Origin of the sequence: Eubacterium ruminantium (assembly GCF_900167085.1) — a bacterium.
Taxonomy (GTDB): Bacteria; Bacillota; Clostridia; order Lachnospirales; family Lachnospiraceae; genus Eubacterium_Q; species Eubacterium_Q ruminantium.
Window position 1 is genome coordinate 30787 of sequence record NZ_FUXA01000008.1, and the last position, 19335, is coordinate 50121.

General features: G+C 36.7%; 13 protein-coding genes. 4 read left to right on the plus strand and 9 right to left on the minus strand.

The window, feature by feature from the left end:
* Positions 1-172 precede the first annotated feature (172 nt).
* Entirely contained in the window at positions 173-1732 is a 1560-nt protein-coding gene (locus B5D25_RS06720; RefSeq protein ID WP_078787198.1) for an ABC-F family ATP-binding cassette domain-containing protein, read from the minus strand.
* Between the two features lie 263 nt (positions 1733-1995).
* Between B5D25_RS06720 and B5D25_RS06725 the strand changes: the two genes are divergently transcribed.
* A complete protein-coding gene (locus tag B5D25_RS06725) occupies positions 1996-2637 on the plus strand; it encodes a hypothetical protein (protein ID WP_078787199.1) in 642 nt (213 codons plus the stop codon).
* A gap of 166 nt (positions 2638-2803) precedes the next feature.
* On the opposite strand, the gene B5D25_RS06730 is transcribed toward B5D25_RS06725, so the two are convergent.
* Positions 2804-4177 carry a TrpB-like pyridoxal phosphate-dependent enzyme gene (locus tag B5D25_RS06730; protein WP_078787200.1) on the minus strand — a complete coding sequence of 458 codons (1374 nt, stop codon included), beginning with the start codon at positions 4175-4177 and terminating at the stop codon, positions 2804-2806.
* A 273-nt stretch (positions 4178-4450) separates the two neighbouring features.
* Between B5D25_RS06730 and B5D25_RS06735 the strand changes: the two genes are divergently transcribed.
* On the plus strand, positions 4451-6586 hold the full coding sequence (locus B5D25_RS06735) for a bifunctional diguanylate cyclase/phosphodiesterase (protein WP_078787201.1): 2136 nt from the start codon (positions 4451-4453) through the stop codon (positions 6584-6586).
* On the opposite strand, the gene B5D25_RS06740 is transcribed toward B5D25_RS06735, so the two are convergent.
* Genes B5D25_RS06740 through B5D25_RS06755 form a run of 4 tightly spaced genes read right to left on the minus strand, consistent with a single transcriptional unit; the run spans position 6583 to position 12881 of the window.
* Positions 6583-7815 carry a DUF4317 domain-containing protein gene (locus B5D25_RS06740; RefSeq protein ID WP_078787202.1) on the minus strand — a complete coding sequence of 411 codons (1233 nt, stop codon included), beginning with the start codon at positions 7813-7815 and terminating at the stop codon, positions 6583-6585. The two genes, B5D25_RS06735 and B5D25_RS06740, sit on opposite strands and share 4 nt — an antisense overlap.
* A gap of 49 nt (positions 7816-7864) precedes the next feature.
* Positions 7865-10021 (minus strand): ABC transporter ATP-binding protein, encoded by a 2157-nt coding sequence (locus B5D25_RS06745; RefSeq protein ID WP_078787203.1) that lies wholly within the window; start codon positions 10019-10021, stop codon positions 7865-7867.
* A gap of 20 nt (positions 10022-10041) precedes the next feature.
* On the minus strand, positions 10042-10578 hold the full coding sequence (locus tag B5D25_RS06750; RefSeq protein ID WP_078787204.1) for a DUF1854 domain-containing protein: 537 nt from the start codon (positions 10576-10578) through the stop codon (positions 10042-10044).
* A 23-nt stretch (positions 10579-10601) separates the two neighbouring features.
* Complete coding sequence (locus B5D25_RS06755) at positions 10602-12881, minus strand: ABC transporter ATP-binding protein (protein WP_078787205.1); 2280 nt, start codon at positions 12879-12881, stop codon at positions 10602-10604.
* Positions 12882-13080: 199 nt separating this feature from the next.
* Here B5D25_RS06755 and B5D25_RS06760 point away from each other — a divergent pair, with 199 nt between their 5' ends.
* Positions 13081-13608: a hypothetical protein gene (locus B5D25_RS06760; RefSeq protein WP_143000652.1), complete on the plus strand. Its 528-nt coding sequence runs from the start codon at positions 13081-13083 to the stop codon at positions 13606-13608.
* Positions 13609-13950: 342 nt separating this feature from the next.
* A complete protein-coding gene (locus B5D25_RS06765) occupies positions 13951-14199 on the plus strand; it encodes a hypothetical protein (RefSeq protein WP_078787207.1) in 249 nt (82 codons plus the stop codon).
* Between the two features lie 36 nt (positions 14200-14235).
* Here B5D25_RS06765 and B5D25_RS06770 read toward each other — a convergent pair whose 3' ends face one another.
* From B5D25_RS06770 to B5D25_RS06780, 3 genes are read right to left on the minus strand one after another with little or no spacing between them, the layout of a single operon-like run.
* Positions 14236-15459 carry a phosphorylase family protein gene (locus tag B5D25_RS06770; protein ID WP_078787208.1) on the minus strand — a complete coding sequence of 408 codons (1224 nt, stop codon included), beginning with the start codon at positions 15457-15459 and terminating at the stop codon, positions 14236-14238.
* Positions 15437-15904 carry a response regulator transcription factor gene (locus B5D25_RS06775; RefSeq protein WP_078787209.1) on the minus strand — a complete coding sequence of 156 codons (468 nt, stop codon included), beginning with the start codon at positions 15902-15904 and terminating at the stop codon, positions 15437-15439. Before B5D25_RS06775 ends, B5D25_RS06770 begins: the two co-directional genes overlap by 23 nt.
* The gene (locus B5D25_RS06780; RefSeq protein ID WP_078787210.1) at positions 15901-19308 is read right to left on the minus strand and encodes a hypothetical protein; all 3408 of its coding nucleotides are present in this window, start codon (positions 19306-19308) and stop codon (positions 15901-15903) included. The genes B5D25_RS06775 and B5D25_RS06780 overlap by 4 nt, the downstream gene beginning before the upstream one ends.
* Between the last annotated feature and the right edge of the window lie 27 nt (positions 19309-19335).

Sequence of the window (19335 nt, forward strand, 5' to 3'; positions counted from 1 at the left end):
AAATGATATTATATAAATGATGTTATACAAAACATATTATATAAACAGTGTAAAAAACCCTGCTTTAAAATGTATTCACAATATGTGATACAGATTAAAGCAGGGTTTTTATTTGTAATCTTATTTATAATTATATTCGTAGTCTTATTCCGGATCAATTCCCGGGATTTATTTATAACTTAGTTGTCCACTTAGAACAATCCATAACATCAGTAGCAAGTCCTTCATAAAAATCAGGCTCATGACAAACCATGATTATGCTTCCCTTATACTCTTTAAGTGCCCTTTTAAGTTCATCCTTGGCATCAACATCAAGATGGTTAGTAGGCTCGTCGAGTACAAGAAGATTGGATTCTTTATTGATCAGTTTGCAGAGGCGCACTTTTGCCTGCTCACCTCCGGAAAGAACCTTACATTTACTCTCTATATGCTTGGTTGTAAGTCCGCACTTAGCAAGAGCAGACCGAACTTCATACTGATTAAATCCCGGAAATTCATTCCATATTTCCTGAAGACATGTTGTATCAATATCCGGCGACATTTCCTGTTCGAAATATCCTATCTCAAGATAATCTCCTCTTGTAGTTGTTCCGGAAATCGGTTTAATAAGTCCAAGCAGACTCTTCAGAAGAGTTGACTTTCCGATTCCGTTTGAACCTGTAAGAACTATCTTATCATTTCTTTCCATTCTGAAATTAATAGGTTTTGAAAGCGGTTCATCATAACCGATAACAAGATCATTTGTCTCAAAGATTACCTTTCCTGAAGTACGTGCTTCTTTGAAATGGAACTCAGGCTTTGGTTTATCATAAACCTTCTCGATGATTTCCATATTATCAAGCTTTTTCTGTCTGGACATAGCCATATTTCTTGTAGCTACACGGGCTTTATTTCTTGCTACAAAATCCTTTAATTCAGCTATCTCCTGCTGCTGACGGTTATATGCTGCTTCAGCCTGCGCCTTCTTCATAGCATATACTTCCTGGAACTTGTCATAGTCGCCTACATATCTCTCAAGCTTATGAGTATTTCCGTCCATATGATAAATGATATTTATTACTGAATTTAAAAATGGAATATCATGAGATATAAGTATAAATGCGTTTTCATATTCCTGAAGATATCTTGTAAGCCATGTTATATGTTCGGCATCAAGATAGTTTGTAGGCTCGTCAAGAAGGAGAATGTCAGGCTTCTCAAGAAGGAGTTTTCCGAGAAGTATCTTGGTTCTCTGTCCTCCCGAAAGTTCTGTAACATCCCTGTCAAGACCAAGGTCAAGAAGCCCGAGAGCTCTTGCGACTTCTTCTACTTTAGAATCGATAAGATAAAAATCATGATTCGTAAGAAGCTCCTGTATAGTTCCGACTTCTTCCATGAGGTCATTCATTTCATCCTCGCCGGCTTCGCCCATTTTCATATAGATTTCATTCATTCTTTCTTCCATAGCAAAAAGAGGCTTGAATGCACTGGATAAAACGTCTCTGACTGTCATTCCTTTTTCAAGTACAGCATGCTGATCAAGGTATCCTGCTTTGACATTTTTAGACCACTCGATCTTTCCTTCATCCGGCATAAGCTTTCCTGTTATGATATTCATGAAGGTTGATTTACCTTCACCGTTTGCGCCGATAAGTCCGATATGTTCACCCTTAAGGAGTCTGAAAGATACGTCATCAAATATCGCTCTGTCACCAAATCCATGTGTAAGATGTTCAACATTTAAAATACTCATTCTTATTCTCTCTATTCTTTCTCTTGATATATTATTATAAAATGATTTCTTATATACTCCGGCTATTTTATCATGCTACTCCCGTAGTAGCAAATCATTATTCTTATCATTTTGATCATTGTTTGAAATTATTGTGAATAACTCGCCGGATGATTTGACTATGCCAAAATTACGTGCTTATAATATTTTTGAAGGTTATAAGTGAAATGTTCATTTCACTTTTTTAGTAACTATTGGTTTATTAATATTTATATGAGGGAATTATGATTAGATTTTTAAAGAAACACAGCTTCGGCATTGTGCTCCTGATTCTTGTCGGTGTCGCTATCTATCTCTATATTGATACACATGGGCGTCGCCGGGCGATAGCCGGAATTGGAGACCCTGTTCAAAAAGAAGCTTCCGGAACCGCATCTTTCAAAATATCCAATTATACTGTAAACGTGGAATATCTTTATTCATATGATATTTCCGGTCTCGTCGTCAGCGCCTGCGATTATACTTCCAACAAACATTCAGGCAAATTTATGCCTGTAGATATAGGTCTCGCATGGGGAAAAGTCGCAGAGTATAATCTTGATGTCGATTTCAAATGGGAACAGCGTAACCGCTGCCTTATTTTTACATTAACAGATGAGGTCCTCAAAAAATTAGATGAAAATTATGTTATCACCCACTGTTCCAACAATCATCTTATTACTCCTACAAAAGCACTGAAAAAGAAGGCTAGAAAGATTAAAAAAGGTGATCATGTCAGAATCCGGGGCTACCTTGTTACTTATAGCGCTGTCAGCACTGATGGTACTACGATAAACGGTTCGAGCAGTACAGTTCGAGATGATACAAGCGCAGACGGAACTGCTTGTGAAATTATCTATGTTACAGATATCAGCTGGGTCAAATAGTGTATAGTCTCCGGAATAACCCGACTAAGCATATATCGTTATATTTCAAAAAGAAAAATCCATAAAGGTACTACTTGAATTTATATGATTCAAATAGCACTTTTATGGATTATTTTTATTTGCTGAACCTAAAACCGTTTTTCGTATTGCTGCGAAATTCAGCTATTTACAGATTTACTTCCGGAAGAGTACTGAAGCTCTTTTCAAGCTCTTCGTCTGTCGGAATATAATCGTTCATTTCTTTATCATTATATTTTCCGTAAGCTACCATGTCGAAATAACCTGTTCCTGTAAGACCGAATACGATAGTCTTCTCTTCACCTGTTTCTCTACACTTAATAGCTTCATCAATTGCAACTCTTATAGCATGGCTTGATTCAGGAGCAGGAAGAATACCTTCAACGCGTGCAAACTGTGTAGCTGCTTCAAATACTGCAGTCTGCTCAACGCTTCTTGCTTCCATATATCCATCATGATAAAGCTGTGAAAGAATTGGACTCATACCATGATATCTAAGTCCACCTGCATGATTTGCCGAAGGAATAAAGTTGCTTCCTAAAGTATACATCTTCGCAAGAGGGCAAACCTTACCTGTATCACAGAAGTCATAAGCAAATTTTCCTCTTGTAAGACTTGGACAAGATGCCGGCTCAACAGCGATGATCTGATACTGATTTTCGCCACGAAGCATCTCACCGATAAATGGAGATACAAGACCACCGAGATTAGATCCGCCACCTGCGCAGCCAATGATCATATCAGGTTTGATGTTGTACTTTTCAAGTGCAGCCTTAGTCTCAAGACCGATAACTGTCTGATGAAGAAGTACCTGATTAAGTACGCTTCCGAGTACATATTTGTATCCATCAAGCTTTGTCTCAGCCTCTACAGCTTCTGAGATTGCACATCCAAGGCTTCCTGTTGTTCCCGGATGCTCAGCAAGAATTCTTCTACCTACTTCTGTTGTATCACTTGGTGAAGGAGTAACTGTCGCACCATATGTACGCATAACTTCTCTTCTGAAAGGCTTCTGCTCATATGAAACCTTAACCATGTAAACTTTACAATCCAGGCCAAGATAAGCACAAGCCATAGAAAGAGCTGTTCCCCATTGACCTGCACCTGTTTCTGTTGTTACACCTTTAAGGCCCTGCTTCTTAGCATAATATGCCTGAGCAATAGCGGAATTAAGCTTGTGGCTGCCGCTTGTATTATTTCCTTCAAATTTATAGTAAATCTTTGCAGGAGTCTGAAGTTTTTCCTCAAGACAGTATGCACGTACAAGAGGAGATGGTCTGTACATCTTATAGAAATTGATGATTTCTTCAGGAATCGGAATATATGCTGTATCATCATCAAGCTCCTGCTGAATAAGTTCATCACAGAATACTCCGGCAAGTTCTTCAGCTGTCATAGGCTTAAGAGTTCCCGGATTAAGCAGTGGAGCCGGTTTATTCTTCATATCAGCTCTCACGTTATACCACATCTTTGGTAATTCATCTTCTTCAAGGTAAATTTTATAAGGAATCTTTTTTTCCACTTCATTAACCTCCGGATATTTTAATCTTAAATACGCTCAAAATGCTTATTTTTTCAAGCAATATTTATCTTACAACATATGCAAAGAAGTGTCAAAAAAATTGATAAAAACCCAAAATTATGATAAAATAATGATGGGTTTATATATTTTTTTGTTTTATGGGGAAACAATTTTTTCATACGATTCGATTTGATTTTTTGTAAGTTATTTACGCAGTTAACCGGATGATATAGCATGTTCGATCGATATTGATTAAGTTGTATTGGAGGGGCAATGAACTTTATTAAATGGATTCGCTATGAGCTTGGACTATATAAAAATACAGATTATGAAAAACAGTATCTATATGAAACCAATTTCAAAACAGCAATCTACATGACATTCATCATCATCTGCCTTGAAATCTGGATGATTATCAGATATGTAAATAAACGTCCGGGGAGAACATTCCTGGAATATTTTGATGGGGAGACCAATTATCTTATACTTCTTTCCGCATCTCTTATCATCTTGCTTTTTGCTACAAGATATCTCCACGATTACAAACGATTTATAACAGGTATCATTACCTCTTTGATCATTCTGGCACTTGATATATCGATGATAGTCAGGGCTTGTTATGTCACAAGTCCGAAGGACATACTTCATTTACTGAAAAGTATTAATTATCAGCTGATGCTGCTCGTCCTTACCCTCGGCTATCTTATATATGAAATCTTATATAAAAACTTCAGTAAAAAACTAAGTGCCAAATATGGTCAGATCCTAAGTGTTATATTTTCCATCATATGTCTCTGCTTCGGAGTTTCTACTTCAATATATGATATTAAAAACGAAAGACAGATATTATGTTTTGTAACAATGGTTCTTTACGTAGTCTGCCTGCTTATCTGGAAACCATTTATATCAATCCTCATAACAACTACTGTATTTATATGGTTTTATGAGAAATGGCTTCCTATTCTTCAGAGTAATACATCGCCATACAGTAAAAATATATTAGAAGGCAATAAGATTAATTATTTTACACTTTGGATAAGCCTGACTCTGATCAGCATGAGCATTTATCAGCAGCGACTTGCGGAAGCTAAGAAAGATGAAAAATTAATGCGTGTTAATGCTCTCCTGAAACAGCAGTCCATCGAGGATGACCTTACCGGTATCAGCAATATCAAGCATTTCGTTAAAGAATCCAAAAAGGTTATGTTTAAGGATGCCACGGATCTCATCTACCTTTTTATAAATATTGAGAACTTCAAGAATTATAACGATCAGTTCGGATATCAGTCAGGAAATAATTTTCTCATTTATATTGCTCACTCTCTTGAAGATATCTTCCCGGACGGAATTGTGGCAAGATGGTCGGATGATCATTTTGTTGTTCTTACAAAAAGAACCGGTCTTGACGAACGGTTAAATAAACTTAATGACAAGGTTTCAAGCAACAGTAATCGCGAGATTTATCTTGCTCTTAAAGTCGGAGCATACACACCTCTCGATACTCTCATGGATCCTAGAATGGCTGTAGATAAAGCAAGATTTGCCTGCGGTCTTATTAAGGATGTCATCGGCGTTCATTTCAAGGAATATGATGAACAGGTAAATAATGAATTTCACAGACATCAGTACATCGTCAATAATATAGATAAAGCTATCGAAAATGAATATATCAAGGTTTATTACCAGCCTGTAGTATGGTCCAGCGATCATACACTCTGCAGCTGCGAAGCTCTTGCAAGATGGATCGATCCGGAATACGGATTCCTTTCGCCGGGAGATTTCATCCCACTTCTTGAGGAATATAAGCAGATTCATAAACTCGATAAATATATATGGGAAACCGTTTGCAAAGATATGGCTTATGCCAAAAGTCTTGGACTTAAGCCGATTCCGGTATCCCTTAATTTCTCACGCCTTGATTTTGAACTTATAAATGTTGAGGAGACTCTTATGTCCCTCACAGAAAAATATAAAATACCTAAGAAAAATATTCATGTTGAGATTACAGAAAGTGCGCTTGCGGAAAATACCACTGCCATCCAGTCCTCCGCAGATGCTCTCGCAAAAGCCGGCTTCGTGATCTGGCTTGATGACTTCGGTTCAGGATATTCTTCTCTTAATGTTCTGAAGGATTTCTCCTTAGACCTTATCAAGATCGACATGAAATTCCTTTCGGGATTTGAGAATAATGATAAATCCAAGATCATTCTTAAAAATATAGTGGCTCTTGCCAAGAATCTGAATATGCATACCATTACAGAAGGCGTGGAAACAAAAGAAGAAGCAACCTTCCTTCACGAGATCGGATGTGACCGTCTCCAGGGTTACTTCTTCGGAAAACCTATGCCAATAAATGACATAATCAAAAATATTCAACTTAAAAAACTTGTTATAAGAAAGCTCTCTTAATTTCTTACAGGTATTCCGTTCACTGTCAGATCTTCTGTTATCTCTATAACAAGACAATTCTTTCCATCGATAACTCTCGTATCGATTATATCTGTATGTTTGCTGTTAATCCTTAAAAGCATATCGGCTGTCTTAACTTCAAAATTTCTTACAGGTGCAACATTATCAGCAAAGAGCTTTTCTTCAACTTTTACCTTAGGGATATTTTTCCTTATTTCTTCAGGATCGCTTCCTTCGAATTCTTCGGATTCCACTATCTTATCAATATTCTTTTTGTAGATTTTATTCATGTCAAACTGGTCATCGAACTTTTTATCAAACTGCTCCAGTTTTTCACTTGAAACTCCACTCTCTTCAAATACATTTCTTATTGATGATTTATCAAGAAATACCGTTTCGCCGGCAGCTTCAGTCTTCTTCTCTTTGATAGTCTTATTGAGATTCTCCTGTATGGAAAGAACCGTTTCAAAGCTTGACTCATCTCCGAGCACATCAATTACAAAATCATTGAATCCTTCCTTCTGCTGCTTTGCAGGAAGAGTTGTTGAAACATCCAGAACATTATCAAGAAGTCCACCCTGAAGCGTATCTGCCTTTCTGCTGAAGAAAAGAAGTGAAGAATCATCACTGCTTCTGTCATTAAATGCAGGATAGAGGAATCCATTTTCCGGAAGCTCTACAGCAAATACCTGTTTAAGTGTGTGAATCTCTCTAAGATCATCATCAAATCCAAGTCCCGGCTTAGTTAACTTCATAGGACAAATGCTGCATAAAATATAACTATAAACTTCATCCGAAGCATCGTCCATAAGCAGCCCGTCAGTAGAAACTCCCGGAACATCATAGGCCTGATAAATAAGAAGTATCAGATAACTTCCGACATAGTTATAATCAGCGATGATCTTATCATAGAATTCCTCTAATAAATTCTCTTCTTTAAGTTCACTTTTCCTGATTTTTTCAAGAAGAATCTTGCCCTTATCTCCTGCTTCGCTATTTCCGGAAAAACTCATATCAACAAGATTCTTACCCGGTGTACCGGATAAAGTCTTTCTGAATATCTCGAGATATTTATACATTTCCTCTTCCGGAATATTTAAAAATGTACCGCTGAAAGTCTTAGCCTTCTGCTTTTCGCCATTTACATAGCATCCTGCAAGTCTCTGTATGCCGCAGTCCTGAATAGTGTCATATAATGATTTGATTTCATTTATCTCTTTTTTTATCATAAGTCCATACCCTGATTCTTTATAGTAGTATTGACTGACCGCTTATACTTTACTGTATCTGAGCAGTGTAAAGATTATAGTATATTCCCTTACTCTCAAGCAGCTCGCTGTGAGTTCCGATCTCAGCGATCCTGTGGTCGTCAATAACCATTATTCTATCAGCATTTTTCAGAGTAGACAACCTGTGAGCAATTGCAAATGTTGTTTTTCCATTGGTGAGACGTTCCAAAGCTTTCTGTATCATGAACTCGCTCTCGGTATCAAGACTCGCTGTTGCTTCATCAAGTATAAGGAGCTTCGGATCCGGGAGAATAGCCCTTGCAATAGCAATACGCTGTCTCTCTCCTCCTGATAAAGCATAACCTTTTTCGCCTACATAAGTATTGTATCCATTTGGAAGTCTGCAAATGAAGTCATGAGCATTCGCCATTTTCGCCGCTCTGATTATCTCTTCTATGGAAGCATCAGGCTTTGAGAATCTGATATTATCAATGATCGTTCCTGAGAAGAGGAATGTCTCCTGAAGAACAACTCCAATCTGAGAATGATATGAACTTCTGCTTATCTCATTTAAATCAACGCCATCTATAAGAAGGCGTCCGTCATCAATCTTATAAAGTCCCATAAGCAGGTTGATGAGAGTAGATTTACCTGTTCCCGAAGCACCTACTATACCGATCATCTCACCCGGCTTGATCACTGCATTTATATCCCAAAGAACCGGCTGGTATGATTTATATCCAAATGTAGCATGCTCGAAAGTTATCTCACCCTTTATATCTATATCACGAACATCCTTTGACTCTTCAGGAACATCCTGAGCCATAACATCATATATTCTCTCAAGACTGCTTGAAAGCTTTGATATTTCCTGAGGCAATCTGCCCATCCAGTTAATGTACTGGAAGAGAAGTAAAGTATATGCTATAAACTGGTAAAGTTCACCGGATGACATCTTTCCGGCAAATACATCGCGTCCTCCGAAGTAAGCAACGATTACTACTCCAAGTCCCATGAGAACAGAAAGGACAAAGTCAAACATTCCCCAGAAGCGTTCATTTTTCTTCTGAATATCCGCAAGCTTTGTTGAAAGATCTTTGAATCTTTCTGACTCCGCCTTCTCTTTACCGTAACTTTTTACGATTCTCATTCCCGATATTACGTCCTGAAGATCACTTGATACATCATCATTTTTCCTGAACTGTATATGGAATACCTGATGAATCTTCTTTCTCAAAGTGATCATAAATACCGATACTATCGGTACTGTAATGAATGTCAGAAGTGCAAGCTTAACATTCAAAATAAGCATAAAGATTACATCCCATATGAAAATGAAGAGTATGGCAAAAAGATTACAGAATACATCTTCCATAAACTGTCTTATATATACTGTATCCTGAATTATTCTGTTAAGCAATTCTCCAGGTCTTCTGTCATTTATAAAACTGAGCGGAAGGTTCTGATATTTCTTAAAAAGTTCCACTCTTAGATCAGCCGATATCTTAGCACCAAGTCTCGCTGAAGAATTGCTCTTCATAATATTGATGATAACTATGGCTACACTTAGTCCGAACATCATAAGAAGAAAGATAAGTGCATCCTTCATGCTTCCGCCTTCACGCAGAACATCATCGATAAGATGTTTCTGTACTTCCGGATTAAGAAGAGTTGTTACAGCAACAAGTACCATCAACAGAAATACCTTTAAAAAGTCCTTCTTATAAGGCTTTGCCATCTTTGTGAAAACCTTTAAAAAGCTTCCTTCTTTTGAGCACTTAGGACAATGCCTTGTTCCCGGAATTACCCTTCCGCACTTAGGACATATCTTTTCATACTCATTACTTTCAACTTCCTCAAATCTTCCCGAAATGAGAATGTTGATTCCTCTGGCTATATAGGCATATCTGCTGAGATGCTTTGAAGAATAATGCACAAGAACCTTCTCGATACCCTTATGTTTAACCGTAAGGATGCCGCCCCCAACGCCCGGCTCAGCTATTGCATTATCACAATCTTTTATATCAAATATTTTCTTTTCCTCGCCGAATACATAAATCTTCTTAGTTGTTACAACCAGAAAATGGTCATTCGTCCATCTTCCTTTTTCGTCGATATCAACCGGAACTGCATAATATATTCTTTCATCATTTGAAAGTTTTATCTCATCGTCGATAGTATTCGGTAATGCATATTTCAGTATCATATTCTGCCCTCATATCCCCACTACAGGAAAAGGTCCAACATCCTTTTCTCTTTCTGTGTCAACGCATCAGTATCTTTAATCTCGAAACGATTCTCATCAACGTCCGAGATTATAAGTCTAGTATCTGATAACTTAGTAACCGCATTCGATCCCATATTCATGGAAAACTTACATTCCCCTTTATCTGTCTTTACATGAAAATAAGCATATCCATATTCATCTTTAATATTATAGATTTTCTCGATCACCGGTGTAAAATAGCTGAGATTTAACTGTTCATTCAGTATTTCCTGTACCTCCGAAGGCATAGCTTCAAGGTCTTCAATGATACCAATCTCCTTATCACCGTTACCATGATCCCTTATAGAAATATATTTATTTGCATCGGAAAAAGGAAAGAGTCTTACTACCTTGATGCGGTCATAATGCACGCCATTATAATCAAGACTTACAAATCCGCCTTCGGTCCTCTCAAACTTTTCTTTGTCAGTGATCATATGAATCGCTGTCATTTCCTCAGCTTTTTTCTCAAAAATATTTAGAGTATTGTCCGCCATATTCTTCTCCCATCTTTCAACCTTTAGAAATTCGTATTAAGTGCAAGGGACTTATTCTGTAATTCGAGAAGATTATGGAAAATACCATCTGTATTAGCCATAAGTTCTTCTTCAGTTCCCTCCTCAACTATTCGTCCACCATCAATAACTATCAGCCTGTCCGCATCACGAAGAGTCGAAAGTCTGTGGGCGATTGAAAGTGTTGTTCTTCCCTTAACAAGGTATTTAAGTGAATTCTGTATCGCCTTCTCAGTCTCCGTATCAACGCTGGCTGTAGCTTCATCAAGGATAAGAATCTTTGGATTGGCAAGTATAGCTCTTGCTATAGATATCCTCTGTTTCTCTCCTCCCGAAAGATCCTTTCCGGCAGCACTTATTACAGTGTCATATCCATCAGGAAGTCTTGAGATAAATTCATGTGCACTCGCAAGCTTAGCTGCACGTATTATCTCTGCTCTTGATGCATTTTCATTTCCGTATGCAATATTCTTAGCAACGGATCCCATGAAGATATATGTATCCTGGGAAACCATGGCAACATTTCTTCTCAAATCTGAAAGTGCAAGATCTTTTACATCATTTCCGTCTATAAGAATGCTTCCTTCGTTTACGTCATAGAGTCTGGAAATAAGATTTACCAAAGTTGATTTACCGGCTCCGGAACGTCCTACGATTCCAAGCATCTCGCCTTCTCTTATCTTGAGATTAATATTCTTCAGTACCGGACGTCCAACCTGATAACCGAATGTAACATCATTTAAGACAATCTCGCCCTTAGGTGATTCCAGTCTCGTTGGATTTTCTTTCTCCTGTATGTCAGGGATTGCATCAATTATCTCAAATAATCTTTCTGCCGAATTGATACTGTCCGACCACATACGGAATACCCATGAGAAGAAATTCATCGGCTCATTGAGCTGCATAACATATCCTACAAAAGTGATAAGTACACCAAGCTCAATGCTATGTGTCTTAAGTACGAAGAATACTCCGACAATCCATATCCAGATACTTGATATTTCCTGGATTAAGTTATATAAAATTGTGAATCTGTTTCTGAGTCTTACTATGTTGATCTCCGCATCACGAAGATTGTGATTCGGATGGATAAATCTCTCTATCTCTGCTTTTTCCTGACCGAAAGCTTTAACTACTCTCGCTCCGGTAAGATTATCATTAGCCTTTCCTGTAACCGCTTTCTCTGCACGATGTCTCTTACCTGCAAGCATCCAAAGTCCCGGACGAAGCTTTACTGTCATGACTACAAGAAGCGGAAGGAGAATGCATGCTATAAGAGCCATCTTCCAATTCAATCTGTACATAACAACGAAAGTTACCACTATCGTTATACTGTGAACAAATATCATCGGAAGTCCGTCTACAAAGAACTCTCTGACTTTTTCGGAGTCACTGAGAACTCTTGTCATAAGACCTCCTGTTTCTTTATTTACAAAGAAATTAAGAGACAGTTTACTCATATTGTCGAATACATCCGACTTTATATCTCTTACTGCCGAGCTCGATACTTTCGCCATTACAAAAATCTGCATATATCTTGATAATCCGACAATGAGACGGCACCCTAACATGGCAAGAGCTACAATACCAAGAGCAAGAAGATATTTTCCTCCGAGTCCAAAATCAGAAAGGTATGCATCATCCTTTCCGATTACTTTATCGAAAAGAACCTTACCTGTAAGATATGGCCAGGCTATTCCCATAACAGCTGTAATACTGTATGTGAGAATAAGTGCACATATCTGAGCTTTATATCTTAGGAAGTACTTTAATGTTCTTCCGAAAATCGATCTTTTGTTTTTCTTCTTTGGATTTTCTTCTTTTTTCTCTTCTTTTACTTCTTCGACAGGAATCTTTCCTTCTTTGACATATGTTCTAAGACGTCGAACGAAGAGATTCATCATTTCCAGATATTTGTTGGTGAAGACAGCGATTTTCACAGGAACCCCTTCATAATCAGAAGTCATAATATTGGTTCCTATATAATTCTCAAGCCTGATATGCTCCATTTTACTTAGATCATATAAAGTGATCTCATAATTCTCAGGCTCATCCAAAATGAATTCATCTGCCTCTCTGACTCCCTTAAATAATTTAATATAATCTCCGGGAAGATGCATGATCATGACGCCCAACTTTTCTTTTGTAAAAAAGATATATCCCTTTACATACTCTCCGTCAGAAGACAGATCAATGGGACTTGAAGAAAGAATATCCTTTTCAGAAATCCCCCGATCTTTAATCTGCTTCAATGCATTTTTAGAAAGTTTATTTTCCAGTTTCATACCCTTAAAATTCCCCTATCATACCATCGTGAATGATGAAAAATATATATATATATATTTGTTCCATTCATCATTTACTTACTGTCTACTTGTTCCGCCGGTATATCGGGCAGGTTCATTCTAACCCCTATACTTCAGTTGATTATAACATGGAGCATTATTTAATTGAAATATACCAATAATATAATTTTCACATGGTTTGTCAGTCTGTGTCAAAGGAAAGCACTTTGATGAATCTGATATTGAAGAAGGGACTATCCGTTCCTACGATAAAAGAGATTATCGTCTTATGACTACCGATGGAAAGAAGAGCTTGAAGACAGATTGCATCAGCGCAGTACTTGCTTGCATGACTACTGCAACAAATAAGGTAGAATTCATCTCACAGATGGAAGAGCATGGCTATGAAGTAAAGTGGGAATACATCACCTTTACACACATCGAATCCGGCAAATCTTTTAGAGATAAGAACTTAGCAGAAACATATAGTATCGAATTATCAAAGGAGATTTTAGAAGATGCTTTTAACAGAAACAGAACAGTTCAGGCGGAGCGAACTGCTATCACAGACGAAGGAAGCAGAGAACGCAAAGTATTGGAAAAACCAGTACGAGAAGCTACAGAAGAATACGCTAACCCAGATGCAGACCATAGAACGTCAGCAGAAAAGAATAGCACAGTTGGAGGAAAGCCTGGCAATGGCACTTTCAGAGAATGGCCAGTTTAGATACTTGACCGAAAAGTTGATGAAACAGCGAAACGAACTAGAGGAATCGTTGACTAGTATAAAAAGCTCCGCGAGACCTTTAGTCACTGCCTTGAACAGCTTAGGTCTTTCGGTTTCGGAAGTGGACTAAAAAGCAATACGCTTGAAACACAGGCAGATAGTGTAGCAGAAAAAATTGAAGAAATCCGCGCAAGAGTTGCTGCAGTAGATCACACTCTAAGAACTCAGTATCTACCATCTCAGGGAAAGGATTTTTGGATTGATAAACAGATAACTCTTGAGTATCAGGAAGAATACAGACTACTAGACGATTTTTCCGAGTTACTCAAATCAACTTCCCTTATGGTTCTTGCATTAGCTCAGTCAAAGCGTAATAATTTCCGTCCGGAAAAAGAAGTCGATATGCTTAAAGCCCTGACTTCAAATGAATTTGAATTAACAAAAGAAGAAGTAGCAACCTGCTTCACAACTGCGCTTGCCACTGCGGACAAGATGCTTAGCAATGTACCTTCCACTATGAAATCCTTGGAAGAATCTCATGTCTGTCAGCCGATTGACCACAACATTATAAGACGCGGGTGCAGAAGATAAAAAATGGCTTGGGCTTAATTGCCCAGGCCATTTTCCTTATTCATATTCAAAATATTTCGTTGCCAATTCCAGAAAGAGTTTTGCACTCGTATAAGACGCATATGCATGATAATTATCATTTTTATCTGAATCGGCAAAATCACACACAGATTTTAGCGCTATAAACTTAGGTTTTGGAGAAACTGACCATCTTGACGCATAATATACCCCAAATATTTCCATTTCAACACCAACTGTATCTCGTATTTGACCATTCTTTATGCTCTCAACGACTTGCGGATTTGCAATTACCGATGCACCTGACGCTACAGGCCCCATTACTACCTTTAATTCAGTTTCCGGTTTCGTTCCCATGAAACCATTCTTTATGCTCTGCAACAAAGAACCATCTGCCGACACTTTACGAATCATAGTTGCGACATCTGTATCAATATGAATCTGATCTATAGTATTCCTATGAACAGCTTGCTCGTCTTCTACTACTTCTTTACCTGCGCCATAATCCCATGTATACTCCGCGGCTATAACATCTCCAAAATTTGCTTTCCCTTTAATCCCAGCCGTTATACCCGTCATCACAACATATCGCGGTGCAAAATTATAGATTAATCGAGTCGTTAATGTTGCCGCTGGAACCATACCCATATGAGTAGATTGTGCCATAACAACTCGCCTAGTTACACCTTCTTTTTTAAATGTCCCCTCTATATAGATATAATCGTCATCAGGTAAAGATACATTTTTAATATTATCAAGCGATGCCTTTACTAACGCCAACTCCTCGCCCAATGCACAAATCACCGCAACATCATAATCATATGACCTTCTATCAATATTTTGAGTCAATATTGAGACAAAATCGCGAATGCTATTACTAAGTTTTTTTCGCCACTCATTCGTGGATACATCATAAAGCAATGATGTATGGATCATTCCTGATTCTATATCAAACTCTTTTGCCAACTCTTCATACGCAGAAAGCGCTATTACATACCGCGGATATGTGTATTCGACAGCGCCTTTTATTTGCTTTAACAATTTTATGCCTGCGTCCTTTATCAATGATCCGCCCGCAATTTCCGGTAAACAAATATCTAGTATCAATATATCAATAGAATTTCTTTTTAAAATCCGTTTAGCATCGTTGGCAAATATTGCCGTCTCGATTGACACCTGGCTTTCTCCGTAACTCTTTTTTATTTCTGCAACTATATCATTTATCTTATTTACGTTATCGTCAACTACAAGTACCTTTATCATTTTCTTCTCCAATTATTTCATCGATTATTTTTTTCAAGCTTATCGTCCATGAGGATTTTTCATAATTCACCGTTCCCTTCCAAATAGAAGAAAGTGTTTTTTCAAATTCTTCATTAAGAGCATCTATAGTGATTCCTCTATCTCCAAAGATATCAAACTGTGTAACAACGATTGTTGGAACCATCACCTTTCTATGCAACATACGCTTCATTATTTCCTTACCAGCTATGGATTTTTTATCTCCTCCAGTGTCCTGAATATTCATATCATATACCGGCAAAGACATATCCAGCAATATCAAATCCCAATTTTCATCATATAATCTGCGTAACCCTGCTGTATAAGACATTGCATCATGTACACTTACGGTCGGATAATTCTTTTCCAAAAAAGCTTTAATCTTTTTCAACTTACTATGATTATCTTCAATGACTAAAATTCTCACTTATAATCACCCCCAATATCTACACAGAACACATTTTCTTTCTCATTAATTTCACACTTTACTTGTGGCTTCATATTTAAATCTATAGCCAAAATTTTATATATTTTTGGTATTCCCGAACCGCCTTCTTGCTTTGCTCTAGCTAAATATGATGAATCCGAAATCAAATTCATTGCCGATTCGATTTTTTGCTTTGAAGCGTCAAGGCTTACGCTTGAATCAATTTGATTGCACATCCCTATAAAAACACCTTTCTCAGTCGATTTCAAAACACAATCTACTCTTTTGATTCCATCAATTGCCTTTGCATACTTGCTAATATTATCAAACAAAATGCAAAACATAGACGCAAAATACTTCCATGCACCCCCATCAATCTTTTTTGATAAATCTTTCTCAATGTAATTAATCTCAAACTCCATTGACGAATGTATGTTTTTAATAGTTTGTAACCCAACTTGACATGCCGCATCTAATTCAAAATCCGAATACTGACCATCCGAAGTCCTTCTAAACCAGTCACTTATCTTTTCAAGTTCAGCATCCATGTCATTCTGTGCTTCTTTTATCCATTGGTCTGCTTCAATAAATTCCTCATTTAGATTCTTATATACTTTTTGAAGTCTACTAAATGCTTCGATATATCTCTGCTTTATATCATTTCGAATTGTTGAACGCATATTGTTTAAATTTAATTCAGTTAACTTCCACAATTGCTCAAAGACATTATCTATAAACTCTTCAAACTCAATATTTTCAGTTAGATAATTCTGAAACAGCTTTATTTCTGTTTCAGTTAATGAGTAATCAAATATCCCGTGCGTTGGCTTTTCTTCTGTTGATATTTGAATTAGTTCTTTCTTTAAATATTCGACAATTGCATCTGTTTCTTCTGTAAAAGCAATAATTGCCTGTTTTGCTTTGTTACGGTTATCTGGATTTCTAAGTTTATATAACCATCTGTCAGACACTTTATATTCCGATGTTTCAACTTGTTTCTCGGCCAACATATTCATCCCCATTAATGGAGCACGCAATTGTCCTGTCAATGTGCCATGCCTAATATTCAGGCTAAGATAGGCGTCCAACCCATATTCTTCTCCTAATACAAATTCATTTCTAATTGTAGTTACGATTTCATTAAGGATCTGAGACGACTCCAAAGATACAATTGATACATTCTCTCCCCCCTCAAATCTCTTTAATGTGTCAATAATTACATCAAGTTTAGAATTTCGTGCATACATATATTTATTAAAGACACTCTTTAAGTCCTTGCCAATTCTTGCTTTAATACCATCAGTATTTACTTGTATTTTATGCGTCTCTAAATTACTAACGCCATCATCTAAAAAGAGTTTATGTGTAATATCCTTAATTTCTTGGTCATATACATCCTCGTTCAAGGAATCCAATTCTCTTAACCTTTGACAAATAAGAATACGTTCCTCTTCCAACTCTCTAGTCGATCTAACACTAAGCAAAACAGGTCCCATTATCTCTGGTACACAAATATACCTTAAGAAAAAAATTAATTGCTGTTTCTCATAACTATCACATTCACATTCCATTTTTGACGGCTTGTCTATTTCGTTTAAATCTAAAAAATCTTCGAACGCAATTGATAAATCGTCCTTATTATTTGAGTCAAAATATGTTGTATATATGTAGTATAAAATTGGTACCCTGATATTTTTTCTCTCTGTTAATGAACTATTCTCTGCATAGTCCATAAACTTATCCATTGGCGTCATAATCGCATATTCTTCACGCTTAATAAAAAGATGTATGAAATAATCTATTCCTCTTTCGAAATCCTCACGATTACTCATGCTATCCCATAATAATTTAGAGCATGCGACTTCATATAATTTCGGTAACTTTTTCTTTAAGAACACTCTATATGCAGAGAAATCATGCCTACTTTTCAACAGAAGAAGTTCACTAAGCTGATAAACCTTGCATAGTGATGCTGCCATTTTATAGTCCTCATCAACTATCGCCATACTATATAATCTATAGTCTTCTCCCTCTATAAAATTTGCTTTTGTCAAGAAAGCTTTTGCCTCTGACTTTTCCAAATTTTCTACAACTGTATCAACTGTTAAACGCTGCAAATTTGAGTATTTTATTCCCCTCTTTGCCTCATCACTATTAATTGGCTGAACGTGTCTCGTAATATGATTATAAATATCACGAGACCACCGAGCATGAAAACTCCAAAAACACATTTTGTATATTGCATCAATCGCATCATTATAATCTTCTTCAAATGAATAAATATTGTTAAGGTTTTTAATTATACGCTTCTTATTCTCACTAATATTGATATCCATAATATCAGCATCACAAAGTTGAGCACATTCAATATACAAATTATAAAGTCTAATGTCTGCTGGTCCGTTTTCGACACTCGCTTTCACCAACTCTAAACATCTATCTAAATTGCCCTGAATAAAAGCATTCCTTCCCTTAATTAATGAATCATCTAAAGTAAATTTGTCTACTCTATTTACACCATTTGAAATAATAAATCTATAAGTAGTTGCGCAAGAATCATCTATTTCCTCTAAATAATCCATTACCTCTGCAATCCATTCAGGAGCGGTTTGTTCAGGCCTTTCAGATGCATAATGTTCAATTATATCTAAGACCACTAAATATCTATCAATTAAAGGAAACCGGCATATCATATTCAGCAAACGTACTTTAGCTTCATCGTCCATTTTGAATAAAAACGGAGCAATAAAGAAAGTATAACAATCCTTCAACTCAGCCGATTCTGGATTAAGTCTTATAAATTTATCTAGTTCTCTTCTAACAATATATTCATAATCTCTAGCAAGCATTTCATTAGATGCCTTCATATCATAGAAGTTTATAACTGTAGAAATAAAACCTTGACGCATAGAACTTACTAGCTCTTCTTTAACATCTTTTCCCAACATATGAAAAAGCAAAACTTTATTTTCCATCAACCATAATGAGATTCCGAAGTCCTTTTCAAGTTCTTTCAAAATCTCATAAGCCTCATTATATTTTTCTTCTAACAAGCATTCATCGAATCTATCTTTGTTTGAAATAAACATATTTATTTCTTTGGAATAACACGAAAAAAGCTTAAGTTGCCAACGTAGTTCAAATCTTATATTTCTTGTGCATATAGGCTCTGCAAATTTTGCAAAATAATTCACATTCAAAGGAAACAAGTTAACTGTAAAATAACTCTCCCGAATAGCTTTATTTGCGAACAACATATCAAACGTAGCATCAAAATCTTCATTTGATGGTAATCTTTTAAAAGACAATAAGTCCTTCTCTAACATTTGTCTTGTTTTTTTTGTATTATTTCCTTTTCTCAATTGCAAATCATCAAATTGGATTCTTTTTCCTATTGAATGCACATCAATTCCTCCCGTACTTCACACAGG